Genomic DNA, 20,774 nt, shown 5'->3' on the forward strand with positions numbered 1-20,774 from the left:
GTGTCCGCCGTTGGTTTTGCGTAAGCAAAACCATGGCAGACAAGCGCGGGCGCGAGGCACACTCAATCTCCCCCGGCACCGCGCAAGAAGTAAAGCGTGCCCGGCATAGGATTTTTTGACTGAAAGCAAAAAATCCATGCCGGGCAAACGCGAACTAGCAGCGAGCAGCCACGCAAACCGGGCGGGTCCAGGGCGCCCGAGCGCCTGGGGGCCCCCTGGAAGGGGGATTTAGGGGGGGGACCTCCTTGATTTAGGGGGTGGACCTCCCCGATTTCAGGGAGAGAGGATCACTCCGCAATGGGAAACACGATGTCAACCGTCGTTCCTTTGTTCAGCTCACTTTCGATGCGCATCTGGCCGCGGTGATTTTCGATGATTTTGAAGCTGACCATGAGCCCGAGCCCGGTGCCTTTTTCCTTCGTCGTGTAAAAAGGCTCGCCGAGCCGCGGGATTCGGTCCTCGGGGATGCCGCAGCCTTTGTCGATGCAGCGCACGACGATGTGGCGGTCGTCGTATTTTTTGGCCTGAATGATAATATCTCCGCCCTCGGGCATCGAATCGATCGAATTGTTCAATATGTTGATGAATACCTGTTTGATCTGATTCTCGTCGCAATTGATCGGCAGCAAATCTTCGTCCAGTTTCATGATTATTTGCACGTTGTTCATAATCGCCTGCGAATTGAGGAGCGCCACCGTATTATGTAAGATCGGCCCGATCTGCTTGGGCTGGTATGATACCGATTGAGGTTTGGCGATGACGAGAAATTCGCTGACGATAAAATTGATCCGGTCCAGCTCGTCCAGCATAATGTCGAAATACGTTTTGAAGCCGCTCACCTTTGAATCGAGCAGCTGCACAAAACCGCGCAGCGAAGTGAGAGGATTGCGGATTTCGTGGGCGACGCCTGCCGCGAGCTGGCCGACGATGGACAGCTTTTCCGACTTGATCAGCATTTCTTCGGCCCGCTTGCTTTCGGTGATATCTTTGCCGATCATGTACGCCCCGGCGATTTCCCCGTTGACGACGATCGGCACGTTGATGGCGCTGAGCTCGACGGCCTGGCCGTTTTTGCCCAGAAAGCATATCTCGTAATGCTGCGTATCCCCCTGCAGCGTTTTTCCAAAATGAAACTGCCATCGGTTGATATGACCCGGAACGATCAAATGATCGATCGACTTGTGAAGCAGTTCCGCCGACGTATACCCGGTCATCCGCTCCATGGCGGGGTTAAGGCTGAGGACGTGCCCGTCCATATCGAAAGAACAAATCGGCTCAGGGTTATTTTCGAAGAGTGATTTGTACCGCTGCTCGCTTTCCTCCAGACGTTTCTCGGCTTTTTTCTTTTCGTAAATCGCATGGATCATCGCATAGGATCTGGCAAACCGGTCATCGGTGGCTTGCTCCATGATCGTTCTGAGCAGCTCGTCCGTTTCCGCCGTTTGCTTGGCTCCCATGTTTTTGCGGTTGACGCGGCGGAGCATCTCCATCACGTTGACGATATGCTCGCGGTGAATGCGGGCGGCGGAAGCGCTTTTCGTATCCGGGTCGGTCGATCTGCCGAAATAGACGGTTCCTTTTTTCAAATCGTATTCGCTGACGTGATTCATGTTGACGAGGTTCGTTTGGTCGATGAGACGGAAGCCCTCCTCGTACAACCATTCTTCAAACGCTTCGAGGGAAGCGTTCCAATAGTATTTTCCATCTTTTGTATGGATAATGAATTCTTTATTTCTTACGCTTTCGATTTTGACGGCTTCATCCGAGTTGATTATGAGTATTTCCGAGCCTTTTTTTCCATCGCGGGTAACTGGAATTTTCTGCATCCCATTCATCAACTCCTTGCTGTGTCTAAATCTATTATATATGAAAATAAACCGATTTCATCGCATTAATTGCAAGAAAAAAATGGAATTTTCAGTTCGTTGCATACAGTCCGATTAAGGCCATAAGCAGGGTAGGTACCGTCAAAACAAGACCTGTCCGAAAGTATGCGCCCCACGAAACCGCGATGCCTTTGCGGGACAAAATATGCAGCCAAATCAACGTAGCAAGCGAGCCGATCGGCGTTATTTTCGGTCCGAGATCGCAGCCTATAACGTTGGCATAGATGAGAATTTCGCGAATGGGACCTTCCGCCGGGCTGCTATCGATGGCGAGAGCGCCGATCATCAGCGACGGGAGATTGTTCATTACCGAGGAGAGCAGCGCCGCCGTATAACCCATGCCGAGTGCAGCCGCCAGTTCGCCGTGCCGGGCGAAAGAAGCGAGCAAGCCGGAGAGCAAGTCCGTAAGGCCGGCATTTTTCAAGCCGTATACGACCAGGTACATACCGATCGAAAATACAATAATAGACCAGGGCGCTTCCTTCAAAATAGCTTTGGCTTCCATCAGTTTTATTTTTTGTGCGAAAATGGAAAGGGCCGCCGCGGCTGCACCGGCTATCAGGCAAACCGGAATGCCGGCCGATTCGGCAAATAAATACCCCAAAAACAGCAGGATGAGAACGATCAAAGAAAATCGGAACATTCCCTGATGTTTTATCGCTTCTCCCGGAATAGCCAGCTGTTTTGCGTCGAACGAGCCCGGAATTTGTTTGCGATAATATAGGAACAACGCCGCTGTGCTTGCCGCGAGCGAAAACAGATTGGGCACCAGCATTTTGGCTGCATATTGGCTGAAGCTGATATGAAAAAAGTCGGCGGAGATGATGTTGGTCAAGTTGCTGGTAATCAGCGGAAGGGATGTCGTATCGGCGATAAACCCGCTGGCCATCACGAACGGAATGACCATTGTATCCGGCAGGCGAAGCGCACGTACTTGAGCAAGTACGATCGGGGTCAAAATCAGTGCGGCTCCGTCATTGGCAAAGAAGCAGGATACGAACGCTCCGAGCAGAATGGTATATAAAAAGAGAAGCCTGCCGTTGCCGCGGGCCCAGCGTATCACATGGAGGGAGCACCACTCGAAAAAGCCGAGCTCGTCCAAAATGAGCGACATCACAATCAGCGCAATAAAGGTCAGTGTGGCATTCCAGACGATCGATGTGACTTCCGCGGCATCCGCCAAGGTGACGATTCCGCTGACGAGCGCGACAATGGCGCCGCATGCGGCAGACCAGCCGATATTAAGGCCGCGAGGCTGCCAAATGACCAAAGTCATCGTTACGCCGAAGACGGCAAATGCTCCCAAAAATAGCATGGAATCCCCCAAATTCTGTAAAACGCATACTGTGACTCATTCATTATATAGTGATAGGACGTTTCCGTAAATAATATTTTATAGGCCGATGCCGCAACCACGCCGTTATTTGAAAATGTGGTAAAATTCACAATCCATGTACGCAGGAAAAAGGATGGTCGTGTCGAATTTTGGAGACAAGCAGGAATGCCTTTTAATTATTTAGGTATAAAGGAGGAGATTCGTAAAATTTATACGACTTGTATTTGATGTTGCCATGATGCCGCAGTTCTTATTTTTGCCCTTCAATTCCTGCTTGAGTAACTGTACGTTTGGCTATATAGGACTTTTTGCCTGATGGCCTGGAGAATTCGACTCTCCCGATAAAAATGTAGAAAAGCATGTTCGAACGACGTGAAATGTAGTATAATCATTCTGTCTCTTACCTTATTTTGGTGTCTCTTTTTGAGCTGCCCTTACTAGAGTAAGAGAATCGCTCATTGAAAACAACATAAGAGGAGGAACCAAGACATGCTGTTCAAGGCAAGACGCCGTATGATCAGTCAATTGTTGGTCCTAGCACTGCTCCTCAGCGCCTTGATGCCGTCCATGGCATTCGGTGCAACCGTGCAGCTCAAGGATCTCGCTGATTCATACGCAAAAACGGAAATTCAATCCTTGGTTGAAGCCGGCATCATCTCCGGTTACGAGGACAACACTTTCCAACCCCGCAAAGCGATGACCCGCGCGGAGCTTGCGAAGATTATCGTTCTCTCGATGGGATTGAAAGAAAGCGCTGACAAAGCGGCAGCGTTCAAGGACGTGGACGCGAAGAGCTGGTATCGCGGCTATGTGGGTGCCTTGGTAGACTCGGGAATTACTGAGGGAACCTCGAATACGACGTTCTCCCCCGATGCGAAAGTAACCCGCGAAGAGCTTGTCGTATTTTTCATCCGCGCATTCGGGTTGGAAGAAACGGCTAAGAAGCTCAAAGCCGACGCGAAACTGACAGACCTGGATGAAGTATCCGATTGGGCGCGTGCGCACGTATCTCTCGCGTTTAAGATCGGCTTCGTGAACGGAATCGACAATGCGGACGGCACCTTGAAATTCAGCCCGAAAGACAGCGCAGAGCGTCAAGCGCTTGCTCGATTGGCGTATGAGTTCAAGACCAACAAGGCGAAGTACGTCGACAAAGCCAAGGAAATCGAGAAAGAAGAGGCGACGACTACTCCGGAAACGACTCCCGGAACAGGCGGCGGCTCTGGCGGCTCTGGCGGTAACGGAAGCAGCAGCAGCGGTGGGAGCAAGGACAAGTCCAACACTTCCAAAATCAATATGATCAATAACGGCAGCACTGTAGAAGGCGACGTTATTTTGCCGGCAGGTACTTACGGTCCGGCCACCGGTACGGCGAGAGTCAAAGGTACGTTGACGCTGAACCCGGGTGAGACAGGCACCATTACGCTTAACAACATCGAAGCGGACAATATCGTTGTTGCTTCCGGCGCACCGGACTCCATTCACCTGAAGGGTGTAATTGTTAAGGTGAAGTTGACGATCAGCGCAGGAGGGCAAAATGCAGTCGTTCGTGTCGTAGCTGAAGGCGGATCCTCCATCGCGGCGACGGATGTACTTTCTCAAGCTATCGTAGAAGCCCTGGGAGGCGGAAACGTATTCGGTACGATTACGCTGAATCCTTCGTCGAGCAACAAAACAGTTACATTCAAGGGGACCATTACAAGCACAATTAATGTTGCAGGCACGGTAACCATGAATGTGTACGAAGGCGCTTCGCTTAGCGATGTCCAGTTGACGTCTGATAAAGCGGACGTTTCCATTGAAGGCAGCGGCTCCATCGAGAACGTAACGCCGAAAGTAACCGGTGCGAAGCTGAACATTAATGACAAAGCGGCTTCCGTTATCAAGAAGGTTACGTTTGTAGTTGGTGTGAAGGTCAACCTCGGTGACAATGCTAATGCAATCGGCAAGATCAACATCGTAGTACCTGAAGGTTCCAAGCTGGAAGATCTGCTCACCAATGTGGTCGATTCTGTTGTTGCTGCGATTAAGGCGGCTACGGTCGGCATTACATACGAAAGCGGCGACAGCGCATCTTCGGTAACGAAAGATCTGAAGCTGGGCAAACTTGATGGGGCGACTGTAATTTGGTCTTCCGACAATCCGCTTGTTGTCAGCGACAGCGGTAAAGTTACTCGTCAGCCGAAAGATGTGAAAGTGACATTAACCGCTAAAATTTCGATACCGCTCACTAACGGGGTTTATAATGTAACAAAAACGTTCACCGTTGTAGTTAAAGGTTATGGCACTTCGGAAACTCCGGTATCTGCAAAACCGGTAGCGGAAGACGTTTTCTTGGTTAACTACGTTGAAGGCGGCGATGATGTTTACGTTGATAGCGAATTACAAGAAGGAACTATCGTTAAAGTCTACGGACCTGACGGGAATGAACTTGGCTCTGCGAAAAAACAAGACGATAGCTATACTATCTATGCATGGATTAAGGAAGGCTTCCCTGCCAGCGCTTCGAAGATTTATGTAACCATTACGGAGGTTGGCAAGCTGGAAAGCGAAAAACTGGAGTTGGATATTCCTGTACGTCCAGCCGATCTTGATCCTAAGAGCATCGTTCCTGAAAGAAAACAAAACGGTGATCTTCAACTTACTTTTAAAGGTTTAGGCAATGCCAACGAAAGATGGGTAGGCGTCTATACGGCCAAAGACGGCAATATTTTTGCCCCATTGACAGGAGCTAATGGTACAGATCAAATCTATAATGTACCAAATTATAGTCTGAACGGCGCCTTGGACGTATACGTCTCGTACTTCCAAAGGTCCGGTACCGGCAGCGCTGAAAGCTATCGTGTGAAAGTAGCGGTTCCGTCTGTTCCTTCCGTTACAGTAACAGACCTGGTGTACAGCCAACCGGGAACAGTATCTGGGCCAAATTATCAGTTGAACCTGAAAGCCGTTCTCAGCAACGGGGATTTGATAGATGTAACCAACAGTGCAACTTGGACAAGCCTTGATACATCGATAGCGACGGTTTCCAATACTGGGCTGGTTACTAAGGTCGCTCCCGGCACAGCTGTGATTACCGCAAAATACGGCAAATTAACAGCATCTTATACCATTACATTTGCTTCGATTACTCCGGATACGGTAAATGCCGGAGACTACAAAGCATATACGCAAGATTCGGTTTCCGGCAGTGTCTACGGGCCGCTTGGAACTAACAATTCCGGCAATTTTGTTATCAATGCGTCGAATGATGATACTACTTTGATTATCACTTTCGACAACGGAATTGATTTGAAATATTCTCAACCACATGTAACGGTTAACAACGGTACGGTAACCTCTTCCGTGTACGCATCTGTATACGACTCTGTTTACAATCTTAAGATCGAAGACGCAATTCCGACCGTTAGCGGATCGGTATACACGGTTTCTATCAGCGGTTTACAGAGAATGGTAGACGGAGTTCTCAAGAACGTCGACACCGTCACCTTCACCGTTTACAAAGATTAGCACTAATCTTTCCTTCAAGAGTCAAGCCCTAAAAAGGGTTTGACTCTTTTTTTACTTTCGTCGAAAATAGGAGTATCTTGTCGGGCGGAGGTCGCTTACAGAATGAAAGAAAACAAACTGGTCTTACTCCTGATCCCGGTGCTGCTGATCGCGGGAATTTGGGTTTATTATTCGACGCGCGTTCCGGATGTGCCGCAGGATGCCGACTCTTGCTACAGCCAGTCACTGGCGCTTATTCAGGCGAATAAAAACGACGAAGCGAAAAAACAGGTTGAAGGCTGTATCGGAAAATTTCCTCAGGACGGCAGATTCGACTTCCAACTGGGCAACATCGCGCGCAAGCAAAATCAGATGGGCCAGGCGCTTGCCTATTACGAGGCGGCACTGAAAAAATCGCCGCAGCTTCCCGAAGTTTACAACAACATAGCAGCTGTCAAAATGCTGGAAAACAAGCTGGACGAGGCGCTGAGCGTTATCAACGAAGGGCTTAAACAAAACCCGGATTACAAAGATTTGAAGTTCAAAAAAGGCCAGATTCTTTACGTCAAGCAAGACTATGCGCAGGTTATTCCGCTGCTCGAGTCGATTGCGAACGACCCCGAATATGTTGAAGCCTACCGCTTTATGGGACTCGCTCAATTCAAGCAGAACCAGAAGGAAGCGGCGCAAGCAAGCTTGACGGCATATTTACAAAAAGCGCCGCAGTCGTCGCAAGGGGTTCCCGAAGCGCAGAAGGTGTTAAATCAAATCCAGGGCAAATAGGAATAGCGGCCCATCGCTACACGTTTCGAAAGCCGTTTACCTTTTGCGTCCGTCCAATACAAAAAAATGGACCGCCGGTTATTTTTGGCGGTCCGATTTTTTTTGCAGCATCCCGTACAAGCCTTGGTGCTTTTTACCTAAGCTTTTTAGAAGAATATACATATTCGACCGACATAAAACGTGATACAATCGACATAACTTGAAGTGTAAGCGTTTTATGAACAGCGAGAGGGGAACCCGCTATGTTGTTGTTAAGGCGGCTGGCCAAGGGTTGGTACATAGGGAGACGAAGCCGGTGGATGCGCTATATCGCGGCGATGACTACGGTAAGTTTGCTGTTTACGGCGGTTCATATTATTACGGTCGAAGGCGGCTCCAACATGCCGAAATTTGTCATTATGAGGCTGGAGGACATCGGTCCGGGCGGACAATACGGTTCGGTCGAGCAGCTCGGGAAGCTGAGGGCGGTGCTGGAGCTGCTGCAAAAAAACAACGCCGCTTACCATCTCGCCGTCATCCCGCGGTGGATCGATTACCCGGCGGACGGCAGCCGTTACGACGTATCGCTAGACCAGACGAATAACCCGTACGTGCAGGCGTTCGACCGGCTGCTGCAGCAGTCGGTGCAAAGCGGAGCCGTGCTCGGCATGCACGGGTACACGCACCAGGTGGGCAGCGTTCGGCGCGATGACGGGCATCACGAGAGCGGGATCGGCAACGAGTTTAACGAGAACAATATGGAAGAGACGACAACGGCGGCCTTTGCTTATCCGCGGCTTCAGGAGGGGCTTCGCATTCTGGAGGCGGCCGGCTTTCAGCCGACGTTTTGGGAAGCGCCGCATTACCGTTCGACGGCGGAGCAGGATGCGATGTTCCGCAACTATTTCGGGCTGAACTACCAGGCCGAGGTGCAGGCGCACCGCGGGGCGCCGGCGGCTTTTTACATGAACGAGCGCAACACCGGATACGGGGTATCGACGCTCGGGGCGGCATACGTGCCGACACCGTTCGACTATATCGCTTATAACAAAGACGAGAAGGTCATCCTCGATCGCCTCGGCAAATCGGATAACATCAACTCGTTCTTTTACCATCCGTTTCTCGAATTCAAGCATTTGATACCGGTCACCGACAGCGAAGGCAACCCGGTGATCCGCGACGGGCTTCCCGAATATGTTTATCCGGCTCAGGACAAAAGCAATTTGCAGAAGCTGCTGGCAGGTTTAAAGGCTAAAGGGTACCGTTTTTATTCGATTCATGATTATGTGCCTTTTACACCCGCTCACAGCGTGACGGTAGGCTCGGCCAAAGAGGCGAAGCTCGCGGTGGGCGATGTGACCGGGGACCGGCAGACGGACATTGTCAGGTGGGATACGGTGACGGGGGATGTGACGGTAACGGCATGCGACTTTAAAAAGCGGCGAAACGCCGAACAGACCGCCCCGCAGCGGTGGACGAACATCAAATACCAGAGCGGCGCGGCGATGGCTTTGAGCGATACGGTCACGCAAGGCTCGCGCGACTTGTACGTCGCTCAGCCGGACGGAAGGCTGCTAAGGTACGCAAGCGACGGCAGCGGGTTCGTATTTGCGCAAAGCTGGACGATTCCGCCTCTAAGCTGGGGGAAGCTGACGGTGCAGACGCAGCCGAACGGCGATGTTTTGCTGTTCGGTTTGTCGAAGGACAACATGCAGTTGAACGGGCTGCTCAGGTCGGGCAATAAGATCAAGCCGCTGAAGCCGTTCAAGTTCAAAACGGCGGCAAAAACCGAACCGCTCTCCCGCAGGATTGACGATCGGACCATGAGCGTGTTTGTGCCCCGGGAAGACGACGTAACCGGGCTGGAGCTGACGATCGATCAGGCTGCGATGCAGTGGACGGCGAGAAAGGCATTCCTGAGCATCCCGAACGAAGACGGTGACATTCGGTTCGGCGATTTTAACGGCGACGGCAGAGAGGACATTTTGCGCGCCGATATAACGGAGATGCGCTACACCGTATACCTTCAGGAGAAAAACGGCGAATACCGCATGCTTTCGACGTTCGGGCCTTGGGGCAAAGCGGGCGAACGGCTCATCGCGGCGGATTTCGACGGCAACGGCAAAACCGATCTGGCTGTCACCGGCAGCGGGGATCCTTATCTGGATATCGCTCTTTCCTTTGAATCGGGAAGTTGACAAGTTAAAGGCCTCCCGGCGTTCCGACTGTTCATTTTGAATGGCATTCGGCGCCCGGGAGTTTTTTCTTTGAGAGACGGAGAGCGGGTTTCCCGGGAAACCGGGGAATTGGTTTTAGGCGTATTTTACCTTGCCGGAATTTTCGAAAAGAGTCAAAATAGGGATATTATGGACTTTATCGGAGGAAACGCAGCATGTTTACGAATTGGAAGCTTATTCTCGGACTCGCGATTCCGTCGGTCGTCTCCTTTGCTTCGGCAACGGTGACGGGCACGATCAACCTGATCATGGTCGGGCATATGGGGGCGCTGGTTATCGCGATCGTCGGCGTTTCCAACATCATTTGCTATAACGCCTGGGCGCTGTGCTCGGGGATCGGCAACTCGATCAATTATTTGGTCGCGCAAAATTACGGGGCAGGGGATATGAAAAAAGGGATCCAGCGCACTTATATCGCACTTTATTTATGCCTTGCGGTCGTGCTGCTCATTTTGCTGGCCGGCTATGCCGCGCCCGGCGCGATATTGCGGCTGATGGGCGGCTCGGAGGAATTGGTCGCCGCAGGCACGGACTACTTGTGCCTGCGGCTGTATGCGGTTGCCGCGACGACCGCCGGCTTTGTGTTCCACGGCTTTTTTCGCGGCATCGGCGATACGCGCACGCCGATGGTGCTGTCGCTGGCGGGGAACGCGGCGATGATCGGGTTTACTTACGTGCTGACCTACGGTCGTTTCGGCTTTCCCGAACTGGGCCTGTGGGGTGCGGGGCTCGCCGTGCTGCTTGGAGAGCTGGTCAACGTAATCGGCTGCATGTATGTGTATTTCGTGCGGCTTCATCGGCGGTTCGGCACGAGGGCTCGCGTGGCTAGCGACCGGGCGGAAGCGAAACTGATTGCCGCGGAAAGCGGCAAGCTCGGCATGCAGGAAGTGGCGATGAGCCTTTCGATGTTTGTGTTTACGATGTTTGTCACCCGCTTAGGCACCCATGCGCTTGCGGCCAATGAGGTGGCGCTCAACGTGATGAGCTTCGGCTTTATGCCGGCGTTCGCTTTCGGCGCGACGGCGACGATTCTCGTCGGGCAGGAAATCGGCAAAGGCCAGCCTCTCGAAGCGCGGCGCATGGGTACGGATGTGGCGGTGCTGGGCAGCTTGTTTTTGTTCGTGCTCGGGCTCGCCGAATTCGTCTTCGCCGGGCCGGTGGCGCGCATCTATACGGACGATCCGGCGGTTTACGAGCTGACGGCGCAGCTGATCCGCATTTCCGCGTTTATGCAAATATTCGACGGGCTGCTCAATTTTTACGCTGGCGGGCTCAGGGGGATCGGAGATACGACGTTTTTGCTGCGCACCTCGTTTCTGCTCAGCTGGCTCGTGTTTATTCCGCTGACGTATGCGCTCACTTTTATGCTGGACCTTCACAGCGTCGGTTCGTGGATAGCCTTGTATGCGTTTCTCGCGTTGTTTGCGGTTTCGGTGATGCTGCGTTTTTACCGCACCGATTGGTCCGCGGTGGTTATTAAGGAGGCCGGTCATGGCTGAGCTTACGGGTGCCGAAAGGCGCTGCGTATTTCCGGGCGATCATGCCGATGCGTTTGGGGAAAAGGAAGAGGGGCGACGTTCGTATCGCCCCTCTTTCGTATACGCGACGCTCGGTTCAGGACATCGCTTCAATAAATCGTACGTGCCTGCTCGTCGGGAATGCCCGATTTACGATAAAAGTACGTGTTGATGACATCCCGCCATTCAATCGCGTGCTCCGCTTGCTCCTTCAGACGTTCGAGCACCAGGCGATGACGTTCATCGTCCACTTTACCCCGGAGCGATTCCCAGATTTTAACCAGCTCCGCCGCCTGCTCCGCGCCGTCAAAATGCGAGTCGTAAATGTGCTGGATCACCGTTTTGCCGGATTTCAGCCGATGCGTATACGGGACGTGATGGAAAAACAGCAGCAGCTCGTCCGGACATTCCTCCAGCGACTCGTAACGCTCCGCATGCGGGGAACGGTACTGAGCCGTATAACCTGTTCCCGACCGTACGGTTCGGTCCACGCCGATGCCTCGGCAGTCGGCGAAATGATACGTGCCCCACTTCGAATATTCGTACCCGTCGACGTTCGGGCCGTAATGATGCCCCGGGTTCACCATCCAGCCGACGCCGAGCGGCGCCGTGTAGTTTTCGTAAATTTTCCAGGAGGCCAGCAGCATGCTGCAAACGGTTCCGACCACCGTCGGGTCCGGTCCGAACGTCATCGCCGCCCATTCGCGGGCAATGTCCTTCGCGGCAAGCGCCGGGTTCCACGCCAAACGGCCGAAGCCGTAAAGGTTGGCTTGAGCCAAAATATGGCCGGTCCAGCTCGCTTCGTCGCCGATATTGGACACCGCCGCAAAGCCGCCATGCGGCCTTGCGAACGCTTCGCCGCTCGCGACGTCGGCTACCGTAGTGCCGGGGCCTTGGGCGTACGTGTCGAAGTCGGCCACCTCCTTCCATTGGGGCACGAGGTAGCATAAATGCTTCTGCTGCCCGGTATATTCCTGGGTAATCTGAAGCTCCAGCATCTGGTTTGTTTTTGTCATGCCGCCGAATAACGGGGAGACGGGTTCGCGCACCTGAAAATCCATCGGTCCGTTTTTAATTTGCAAAATAACGTTGTCCAGAAATCGGCCGTCCAGCGGAGTAAAATGATCGTAAGCCGCCCGGGCCCGGTCGGTGGAGCGGTCGCGCCAATCCTGCAGGCAGTTGTACACGAAGCAGCGCCAGATGACGAGCCCGCCGTAAGGCTGCAAAGCCTCCGCGAGCATGTTGGCGCCGTCGGCGTGATCCCGCCCGTACGTGAACGGGCCGGGCCGGAACTCGGAGTCCGCCTTGACCAGAAAGCCGCCGAAATCCGGGATATGCCGGTAAATATCGGCGGCCCTATCCGCCCACCAGCAGCGAACTTCTCCGTCCAGCGGATCGGCTGTCGCCAGGCCGCCGATTTCGATGGGGCCGGCGAAATTGATGCTGAGAAACGTCCGGATGCCGTATTCGCGGAAAACCCCCGCCACGCGGGCCACCTCCGGCAGCCATTCGCTCGTGATCAGCTTCGTTTCGGTGCGGTGCACGTTCACGTTATTGATCGCGATGGCGTTGATGCCTGTGGACGCAAGCAGCCTGGCGTAATCGCGGATGCGGTCAAGGTCACCTATGAAATCATGATTTTCGTAAAATATCGACCGGCCGGCATATCCGCGTTCGATGCTGCCGTCCATGTTGTCCCACTGGTTGATCATGCGCAAACGGTTTTTCGGGTTTTCGGCGATATCGAGGGTACCCAGCGGCTCTCCCGTTTGCAGCAGCCGTAAAAAATGAAATGCCGCATACAGCGCGCCTTTATCCGTTTTGCCGGCGAGCAGAATGAAGCTTTGCCCATCCCGGCGGACGGTGCGAATCAGATAGCCGTCTTCCGTTAATCCGGCGGAAGCGACTGTGAGCTCCGGGGATTGCCCGAGCACCCCAAGCAGCAGAAACTGCGCGGACGCCTCGGAGGTCGGTGTCTGGCCGGTTATCGCGGCGATTCCCGAGAGCAGCTCCTTCTGTGCGGACTTGAGTATCTCCGACGACCCGATCGTCTGCAGGCCGCCGCACCAGGAACGGTATTCGCGCAGTAAATGCTCATCGCGGCATGCTTCGCAGCGCAGCCAACAGGTGTAGCCGCTTTCTTGTCTCAATAGTTTCATGTGAGCCCTCCTGCAATGGATATATACCTTCTTCAAACAAGTTCTGTCTTAACCCGATGGTCCGGCCTTTGTTTTTCGGCTCGCGATTAATGGACTGAGGTGCGGTTATTTGCCCGTTTTTCTTGGTAAACAGTAAAAATTACGTATATGTGAGTCAATGGAAAGAGCCGCCTGTAGGTCGCAAGAGCGATTTATCGGGCAAACGTCAGGTGCCGTAACCTTGATCCATTCCCCGTCAGCAGCCCTAAACCGTACTCCTGCCGACATGACGGGACATATCGGCAGAAGCGGCAAACGTTTCTTCGGCGTCAGCCTGTTATTTCTTCGCTTTGGCTGCTGCTGCGGCGTATTCTTCCGCGACCTTGTCGCCGCCGGCTTTTTTGTACTGCTCGACCGCTTTTTGCCAGCCGGCCTCGTCGATTTTGCCCATGACGAATTTGACCTTGGCATCGTTTAAAATTTGCAGCAGCTCGGCGCCCTTTTGGTTCCACGTATCGGAGATCAGCACCATGGCCGGGTCTTTGACGGCATACTTCTCGTTATCCTTTTCGATCTCCAGCACCTTTTTCGAAATCGGATCGAGATCGCCCTGCGTTTTAATATCGTCAAGCGGCACGGCGCGCAGAGGCAGTTTGTACGGGAACGACACTTCGTTGTCGTACAGCTCCTGGTTCGTCCTGACCGGCTTGCCGTCTTTGATGTCGTAATGTTTGCCCTTGACGCCCCATTCGAGAAGATCGGCCATTTCCTTATCCGCCAGCTTGTCGAAGAAGGCAAGCAGCTGCCTCAGCTCGGCCTCCGTTTTGACCGCTGCCTTGGGGAACATCAGGATGCCGTTGGAGCCGCGGTCCGCCTGCACGCGTTTGCCTTTCGGGCCTTCGAGCACGCTGAAGAAATCGAGATTGCCGTTCGGATTTTGCTTCTGCACGCGGGTTTGGTAAGCGAGCACCGTATTGGTCGTGGCGCTGATGGCGCCGGCTTTGCCGTTCTCCAGATCGCCTTCGAATTTGCCGCGGTCGATCGTCGCGAAATCTTTGTTCAGCAGCCCCTCGTCATACAGCCGTTTCGTAAATTTCAAACCTTCCAGGTACTCCGGGGTTTCTTCCGCTTTGATGAATTTGCCGTCCTTCTCGCCCCAGTTGTTCGGTGCGCCGAACATCAGGCCGAAATCGGGACTGAACGCCGTGTTTTGAATCATCGCGGTGATGCCGTAAGTATCTTTTTTGCCGTTTTTATCCGGATCGTTTTCCGTGAACGCTTTCAGCATGTTGTAATAATCGTCCAGCGTTTTCGGTTCCTTGATGCCAAGCGCGTCGGCCCAGTCTTTGCGGTACGCCGTCGTATAACGCGCGACCGGACGGAACCTCGGAACCCCGTACAGTTTGCCGTCGATGGAAACGTTGTCGTAGACAATCTTGGGCATCGACGACAAATTTTTGAACTCCTTGATGATGTTCGTAATATCCCAAAACGTGCCGCCCTGAGCTGCGCTGATCAAATAGGACTGGCTGGGGGCCCCGCAGCTGGCGATCACCTGCGGCAGGTCGCCGGAGGCGATCATGACCGGCAGCTTTGTGCAAAAATCGTTGCTGGAGATATGCGTGAGTTCGAGTTTCGTATTCGTATACTTCTCGATGGCGAGCTCGACCTCGTTGTCTTTTTTCGGAACCTCCTTGCCGTCGAAGTTGAGCGTCATCTTGATCGTCAGCGGACCGGCAGGCTGATTGGCCGCAGGCTGCTGCGGCGGGGCGGCGGAGCCGTCTCCATTCGAAGAGCATCCGGCCAGCATGGAGCCGGCCATCGCTGCGGCGATCGTGCCGAAGCCGAGCTTTTTCAATGTGTTTCCTTTCATAAAGAACCTCCCCTTCATCTGTGTGAATTTTATAAAACGATCGCTTCGGCTGCGGGCTGATTCGCCTGCTGTTGCCGAAGTTATCCTTTTACCGAGCCGAGCAGCGCGCCTTTGGCGAAGTGCTTTTGCAGGAACGGGTAGACGAGCAAAATCGGGATGGTGGAGACGACGATGACCGCCATCTTCACTCCTTGACCATAGTAGGCGACGTTTTCGCCGGACGAACCGCCGGAATCGCCGAGGCCGCCGGACGCGAGCACGACGATTTGCCGCAGGATGACCTGCACCGGCCACTTTTCCGGCGTATTGATGTACATGATCGCGCTGAAATATTGGTTCCAGATGCCCACCGCGTAGAACAAGCCGAAGGCGGCGAGCGCCGGCAGCGACAGCGGCAAAACGATCCGCAGCAGGATGCCGATATCGTGGGCTCCGTCGATTTTTGCCGATTCGATCAGCTCGTGCGGCACACTGGCGAAAAAGTCGCGCATGACGATCAAATAAAAGGCGCTGATGAGGCCGGGAACCATGAGCGACCAAAGCGAATTGATCATTCCGAGCTGCTTCACGACAAAATAAGTCGGGATAAGGCCGCCGTTGAACAGCATCGTAAACAGCACCATAAGCAAAATGCCGCTTCGTCCGGGCAAATATTTGAACGACAGCGAGTAGGCCATAAGCGAGGTTGCCAGCAGGCTGAGCACGGTGCCGAGCAGCGTAATGTAAACCGAAACGCCGATGCTGCGGACGAACGTGGCGGTCGAAAAGATGTACTTGTACGTATCCAGCGTAAACTCGGTCGGCCAAACGACGTTTTGCGCGGAGAAGGAGGTGACGACGACATAGACGAAAGGAAGAAACGCCGCCAGACCGACAAGGCCGAGCACAGTAAAGTTGATCGCATCGAAGATTTTGCTAGGCAAAGACGCATGTGTGTGCATGAGGGCCTCCTTTCTAATAAATGCCTTCTTCGCCGAACATTTTGGCGAGTTTGTTGGCGATGATGACCAGGATGAACCCGACGGCGGATTTGAACAGCCCGACCGCCGTGCTGTAGCTGAACTGCCCTTGCTGAAGCCCGACCCGGTACACGTACGTATCGAAAATTTCGCCGACCTCGCGATTGATTGCGTTCAGCATCAGGAACACCTGCTCGAACCCGAGGTCGAGAAAGCTGCCCAGCCGCAAAATGAACAGAATCACGATGACGCTGCGGATGGAAGGGAGCGTGACATGCCAAAGCTGCTGAAGCCGGTTCGCTCCGTCCATGCGGGCCGCCTCGTACAGCTGCAAATTGACGCCGGCCAGCGCCGCCAGGAAAATGATCGTCCCCCAGCCCGCATCCTTCCAGATCATCTGCAGGATAATAAGCGGGCGGAACCATTCGGTGCTCGTCAAAAATTCGATCGCCGGTCCCCCGGTTATGCCGGTGATGATATCGTTAATGACGCCGCCTTCCGTCGTCAGCAGCATGTAGGATATGCCCGCGATAACGACCCACGACAGGAAATGCGGCACGTAGATGAGCGTCTGCAGAAATCTTTTGTAAAGCTCGCTCCTCAGCTCGTTCAGCAGAAGCGCCAGGATGATCGTAATCGGGAAAAAGATGACGAGGCTGTAGAGCCCGAGCAGCAGCGTGTTGCGGAACAGCATCCAAAACTCCGGCATCCCGAAAAACCGTGCAAAATGCTGGAAGCCGACCCAGGAGCTTTTCATCAACCCCAGATGCGGCTGGTAGTTTTTGAACGCCATGAGGAGGCCCCAAAGGGGCACATATTTGAAAATGATAAAGTAGGCGACGCCCGGCAGCATAAATACGTACAGCCAGCGGTATTTCCATAAGGAGACGAACCCTCGGCCCGACTTCACTTTCGTTTTCAACGCGCTCTTTGCTTCGATGCCTAAAGAATTCACGTGTCTGTTCCCCCTTCCTCCAGCCAAAGAATGCTTGTCACGCCGCGCGGATAATATTTGCTGCCCGCAATTTCCCCGGCGATGATCTGGTCGCTCCAGCTCCATACGGACAGCTCGGGATGCGTCAGCCATGCGGCATGTGCGGCATCCGCAGCCGCGCCCCGCTCATCCCGAGGCAGGCCGAGGATGCGGCGGGCGATAAACTGGCACAAATATATTTTGCTCAGCCACGAATTGCTGCTGGTGGATGAAATTTTCCAGCCGCCGTCCGGAAACAGGCAGACGCCGTCCTTCAGCACCGTTTGCAAATGCGTCTTCAAAGCGGCGATATATTCGGCAAACCGTCCGGCCGGGTCGAGCGCTTCCTTGCAGCCCGTGAAGTAAGGGAAAACGAGCCCTTCGATGGCCGGAATGATCCGGGAGTCGTTCCCTTCGCCGATCACAGCGGGAATGTACCCTTCCGGGGTCACGTGGCTTACGATCGAACGTGCGCATTTGTCGGCTTGATCCGCAGCTGTCTTGGCCAGCTCCGGCATGCCGTTTTCCGCAAACAGCTTCTCGAGCGCCACATAGGAAGCCCAGCATTTGCCGGCCAAATAAATGTTGTTTCTCGCCTGGCCGAGCGAGACATCGAGACTGTCGTAAGTCGTGATCTCGGCGCCGCCCATCACCCGCGTGCTGTCAAGGCCCATGATGCCGTTTCGCTGAGCCGGATCGGGGTGATCGCGGTTCAGCATGCTCTCGAGGCAGCGGACGAGCACGTCCATGTTGGCTGCGAGCCACGTCTTGTCCCCGGTTTGCTCCGCGTATACGGCCGCACAGAGCACCCAGTTGACGAGCTGCTCGTGCGTCATGTGCGAGAAGCAGCCGTCCAGGCCGTACAGCTCGTAGGAGGAATAATGCGGACGCGAAACCGTGTTTGCGACGCCCATGTCGTGCGTGAAGCTGATGCCGCCGGGATATTCCGCCGGATCGCCGGGAAAACGGACGCGGTCCTCGTAGCTGAACCGCTTCACGAACATGTCCAGTTCGTTTTTGACGGTCCAGGGATTCATTTTCAGCTCGAAAAACAGCTGGTCTACCGTAAGGTCAAACGTGTTCATCATCCGGTATTCGCCTTCGTTCACGACCCAGAACGGTTCGCAGTCCGCCATCAGCAGCTCGGTGGAGCCGTAATAGCTGCGAATCGCGTGCGCCATCATAAACCTTTGGTCGTCCGACAGCTTCGCATCGTCGATCATCCGGTTCGCCTGCCGGGCGCGGGCGGCGATCGTCTCGAATTCGGCAAGCGCGAAGGAGGCGACCTCCTCGATGCTGCGGAAATAACGGGTGTACCAGTAAGCGGCGTCCATGCCCGCCGTAACGATGCCGGAGCGGTGGAAGCAGACCGCGAAGCGGTACGTCCGGCTGCTTCCCGCCGGGACGTCCGTCACGAGCGCTCCGACCGTGCCGAGTCCGAACGTCCAGTTTTCCGTGAGCGGCGTCAGCAAAATGTTCTCCAGGCTGAAATGGAGCGCCGAACGAACGGACGGATCGGCCGATGCGATCGCCGTCAGCCGCCCTTGGCCGACGCCTGCCACGCCGTCCAACGTATCGTCGAGGCGCCGCATCGAGCTGTACGGGTCGCTTCCCTGATAGCCGAAAAAGGCGCGCCGGCTGCGGTTTCCCTGCGTGTTGTCGATCGTCAGCTCGGCCAGCACCGCCGGGACGAGCGTAAGCTTCAGCTCGTCTTCGCCGCCGAGCGCCGGGTCCGGCACCGGCTGCACCTGCGAGTACACTGTGAATGTCAGGTCCCCTGCCGTCCATGTGTCCGTACCCAGGCGAAAATCGCGTTTCACCGCGTCTTGCGGAAACGGCAGGATGATCCGCGGTTTATTCGGCTCGGGATCGGGGTTTTCGATGTCGTACCGCTTGCTTTCGTCGTCCTGCGAGGCGAAAAACGGCAAAGCCTCGTATATCCCCTCGCGGTCCGGCGATTCCACCCCGATGTAGACGTTTTGTCTCGGGGAACGGCCGAGCTCGAGATCGAGACCGCCGCCGCTGCCCGGAAATCCGAGCGTAAAGCTGGCGAACGCGCCGATCGGGGAATGGTGGGCGTTGAAAAACATATTGGTTGGCATAGAGATCGTCCTTTCGAGTTGAGCCTGGTCAAAAAGTCTTGCGCTGCCGGGGAGCAGCTTCGCGTTCGTGAAAAGAATGGTGAAAATCGGGCGCTTCGCGTTCCGGATCGTGCTTTCGATCGCTCTTGTTCACGGATTTCTTTTGATTCAAACGCCGTTCGGCGTAGAAATCCGTTCACAAAGGCGACCGCTGGCGCTTCTCCAGCACGATTCCGTCCCGCTTCGCTGTTTTCACCGCTTTTTCAAAAGCAGAACGCTTCGCTCCTGCGCCCGCGCTTCGACTTTTTGAACAGGCTCTACATATTTTTTATATTGTAGATAAAAGCTTCGCCGGCTTCGCAGCGGGCCGAAGGAAGCTGGACGGGCAGCTTCAATAACAACAATACCAAGGCGGCGAGTTTCACTCTTTGTATGCGGTTTCAATTCGTTCTCGCCCCCGGCAGGGCGGTCTTTATTATCTTGCAGCGGCGTGATACTATAAAATCCAGCGGGGGGTTGATGTATGATCAATATGGAGCTATACGAACAAATCGTTCCAAGCTGCTTCCTGTTCGTGGATCGGAGATGCTTCCCGGATTGGGAGATCATCAAGCAAAAAATCGATTTTCACGACTTGACCTTTGTTGTCGAAGGCAAAGCCAACTACTATGTCAACGGCGAAAAACATACGGTCGAAGCCGGGGATATGATCTACATTCCCGAGGGGAATCTTCGGCAGGCGCATACGTTTAAGGAAAGCCCGATGCATTCGTATGCATTCAATTTTTACATGCATCCCGACAATGGCTTGCATTTGCCGTTTGAAACGGTAACCAAAAAACATATCACCGTCGAAATTTTGAGTTACATCCGCGAATTCACTCAAGTATGGATGAGCAAGCAGCCGGGTTACCAAATGCATGCAAGAGGGTTGCTGACGCTCATCATCCATCGTCTGCTCACCATATCTTTTCACCAAACTTCCTCCGTACATGCCGATAACCGCATCAACAAGGTGAAGGGATACATTATCGACCATTACTCCGAAGATCTTGATTTGTCCTCGGTCGCCGGCATTGTCAACCTGCACCCTGTCTATTTAAGCAAGCTGTTTAAAGCGAATACGAACTATTCATTCAAGGAATTTCTGAATCTGATCCGCATCAACAATGCGGAAATGATGCTGCGGGCCGGCGGGTTCTCCGTATCGGAGGTGGCGGAGCGGTGCGGCTTCAGGGACATCAGCTATTTCAGCAACGTCTTTAAAGCGATTAAAGGATTTCCTCCGTCTACGCTGCGCAAATAGGATTTGTAATTATTTAATTTCATGTGAGATGTTTTAACTTTCCTGCAAAAATGTGCGGGTTCAAAAGTTCACCATATGGCAGCGCTGTCATGAGCAAAATAAAAGTTGGCCGTCAAGAATGGAGCTGAGTTAGTTCATCGGATGAACTAATTTGATTTAAATTATAGCGGAGCGAATCGCGATTCTCCATAGAAGAAGGCAATATTTTTTGTAAATA

Annotated in this window: 13 protein-coding genes; 5 read left to right on the forward strand and 8 right to left on the reverse strand. The window is 53.8% G+C overall.

The window, feature by feature from the left end; translation table 11 throughout:
* Positions 1–287: 287 nt before the first annotated feature.
* Positions 288–1,826, reverse strand: a complete 1,539-nt coding sequence (locus MYS68_RS35930) for a PAS domain S-box protein (protein ID WP_248930332.1) — start codon at positions 1,824–1,826, stop codon at positions 288–290.
* A 91-nt stretch (positions 1,827–1,917) separates the two neighbouring features.
* Entirely contained in the window at positions 1,918–3,201 is a 1,284-nt protein-coding gene (locus tag MYS68_RS35935; protein ID WP_248930333.1) for an arsenic transporter, read from the reverse strand.
* Positions 3,202–3,711: 510 nt separating this feature from the next.
* Here MYS68_RS35935 and MYS68_RS35940 point away from each other — a divergent pair.
* The 4 genes from MYS68_RS35940 (at position 3,712) to MYS68_RS35955 (ending at position 11,209) form a co-directional block, all read left to right on the forward strand.
* Positions 3,712–6,732, forward strand: coding sequence for an S-layer homology domain-containing protein (locus tag MYS68_RS35940; protein WP_248930334.1), 3,021 nt, complete (start codon positions 3,712–3,714; stop codon positions 6,730–6,732).
* Positions 6,733–6,834: 102 nt separating this feature from the next.
* A complete protein-coding gene (locus tag MYS68_RS35945; protein ID WP_248930335.1) occupies positions 6,835–7,494 on the forward strand; it encodes a tetratricopeptide repeat protein in 660 nt (219 codons plus the stop codon).
* 242 nt (positions 7,495–7,736) lie between these two features.
* Positions 7,737–9,671, forward strand: coding sequence for a DUF2334 domain-containing protein (locus tag MYS68_RS35950; protein WP_248930336.1), 1,935 nt, complete (start codon positions 7,737–7,739; stop codon positions 9,669–9,671).
* A gap of 194 nt (positions 9,672–9,865) precedes the next feature.
* Positions 9,866–11,209 (forward strand): MATE family efflux transporter, encoded by a 1,344-nt coding sequence (locus MYS68_RS35955; RefSeq protein WP_248930337.1) that lies wholly within the window; start codon positions 9,866–9,868, stop codon positions 11,207–11,209.
* A gap of 128 nt (positions 11,210–11,337) precedes the next feature.
* On the opposite strand, the gene MYS68_RS35960 is transcribed toward MYS68_RS35955, so the two are convergent.
* The 6 genes from MYS68_RS35960 to MYS68_RS35985 all read right to left on the reverse strand — a co-directional run bounded on the left by MYS68_RS35960 (position 11,338) and on the right by MYS68_RS35985 (position 19,695).
* The gene (locus MYS68_RS35960) at positions 11,338–13,386 is read right to left on the reverse strand and encodes an alpha-glucuronidase family glycosyl hydrolase (RefSeq protein ID WP_248930338.1); all 2,049 of its coding nucleotides are present in this window, start codon (positions 13,384–13,386) and stop codon (positions 11,338–11,340) included.
* Between the two features lie 316 nt (positions 13,387–13,702).
* Entirely contained in the window at positions 13,703–15,238 is a 1,536-nt protein-coding gene (locus MYS68_RS35965) for an extracellular solute-binding protein (RefSeq protein WP_248930339.1), read from the reverse strand.
* A gap of 80 nt (positions 15,239–15,318) precedes the next feature.
* Positions 15,319–16,179: a carbohydrate ABC transporter permease gene (locus tag MYS68_RS35970; protein WP_248930340.1), complete on the reverse strand. Its 861-nt coding sequence runs from the start codon at positions 16,177–16,179 to the stop codon at positions 15,319–15,321.
* A 13-nt stretch (positions 16,180–16,192) separates the two neighbouring features.
* The gene (locus MYS68_RS35975) at positions 16,193–17,119 is read right to left on the reverse strand and encodes an ABC transporter permease (protein WP_248931127.1); all 927 of its coding nucleotides are present in this window, start codon (positions 17,117–17,119) and stop codon (positions 16,193–16,195) included.
* Positions 17,120–17,148: 29 nt separating this feature from the next.
* A complete protein-coding gene (locus tag MYS68_RS35980; protein ID WP_248930341.1) occupies positions 17,149–19,272 on the reverse strand; it encodes a glycoside hydrolase family 52 protein in 2,124 nt (707 codons plus the stop codon).
* Positions 19,273–19,503: 231 nt separating this feature from the next.
* Positions 19,504–19,695, reverse strand: coding sequence for a hypothetical protein (locus MYS68_RS35985; RefSeq protein WP_248930342.1), 192 nt, complete (start codon positions 19,693–19,695; stop codon positions 19,504–19,506).
* 79 nt (positions 19,696–19,774) lie between these two features.
* Between MYS68_RS35985 and MYS68_RS35990 the strand changes: the two genes are divergently transcribed.
* The gene (locus tag MYS68_RS35990; protein ID WP_248930343.1) at positions 19,775–20,557 is read left to right on the forward strand and encodes a helix-turn-helix transcriptional regulator; all 783 of its coding nucleotides are present in this window, start codon (positions 19,775–19,777) and stop codon (positions 20,555–20,557) included.
* Positions 20,558–20,774 lie beyond the last annotated feature (217 nt).

The organism is Paenibacillus hamazuiensis (assembly GCF_023276405.1).
In the GTDB taxonomy this organism is placed as follows: domain Bacteria; phylum Bacillota; class Bacilli; order Paenibacillales; family NBRC-103111; genus Paenibacillus_AF; species Paenibacillus_AF hamazuiensis.

What these genes read in the sequence shown, in the direction of transcription:
- MYS68_RS35930 (WP_248930332.1), bottom strand. Translation starts at nt 1,826, where the DNA reads ATGCAGAAAATTCCAGTTACCCGCGATGGAAAAAAAGGCTCGGAAATA.
- MYS68_RS35935 (WP_248930333.1), bottom strand. Translation starts at nt 3,201, where the DNA reads ATGCTATTTTTGGGAGCATTTGCCGTCTTCGGCGTAACGATGACTTTG.
- MYS68_RS35940 (WP_248930334.1), top strand. Translation starts at nt 3,712, where the DNA reads ATGCTGTTCAAGGCAAGACGCCGTATGATCAGTCAATTGTTGGTCCTA.
- MYS68_RS35945 (WP_248930335.1), top strand. Translation starts at nt 6,835, where the DNA reads ATGAAAGAAAACAAACTGGTCTTACTCCTGATCCCGGTGCTGCTGATC.
- MYS68_RS35950 (WP_248930336.1), top strand. Translation starts at nt 7,737, where the DNA reads ATGTTGTTGTTAAGGCGGCTGGCCAAGGGTTGGTACATAGGGAGACGA.
- MYS68_RS35955 (WP_248930337.1), top strand. Translation starts at nt 9,866, where the DNA reads ATGTTTACGAATTGGAAGCTTATTCTCGGACTCGCGATTCCGTCGGTC.
- MYS68_RS35960 (WP_248930338.1), bottom strand. Translation starts at nt 13,386, where the DNA reads ATGAAACTATTGAGACAAGAAAGCGGCTACACCTGTTGGCTGCGCTGC.
- MYS68_RS35965 (WP_248930339.1), bottom strand. Translation starts at nt 15,238, where the DNA reads ATGAAAGGAAACACATTGAAAAAGCTCGGCTTCGGCACGATCGCCGCA.
- MYS68_RS35970 (WP_248930340.1), bottom strand. Translation starts at nt 16,179, where the DNA reads ATGCACACACATGCGTCTTTGCCTAGCAAAATCTTCGATGCGATCAAC.
- MYS68_RS35980 (WP_248930341.1), bottom strand. Translation starts at nt 19,272, where the DNA reads ATGCCAACCAATATGTTTTTCAACGCCCACCATTCCCCGATCGGCGCG.
- MYS68_RS35990 (WP_248930343.1), top strand. Translation starts at nt 19,775, where the DNA reads ATGATCAATATGGAGCTATACGAACAAATCGTTCCAAGCTGCTTCCTG.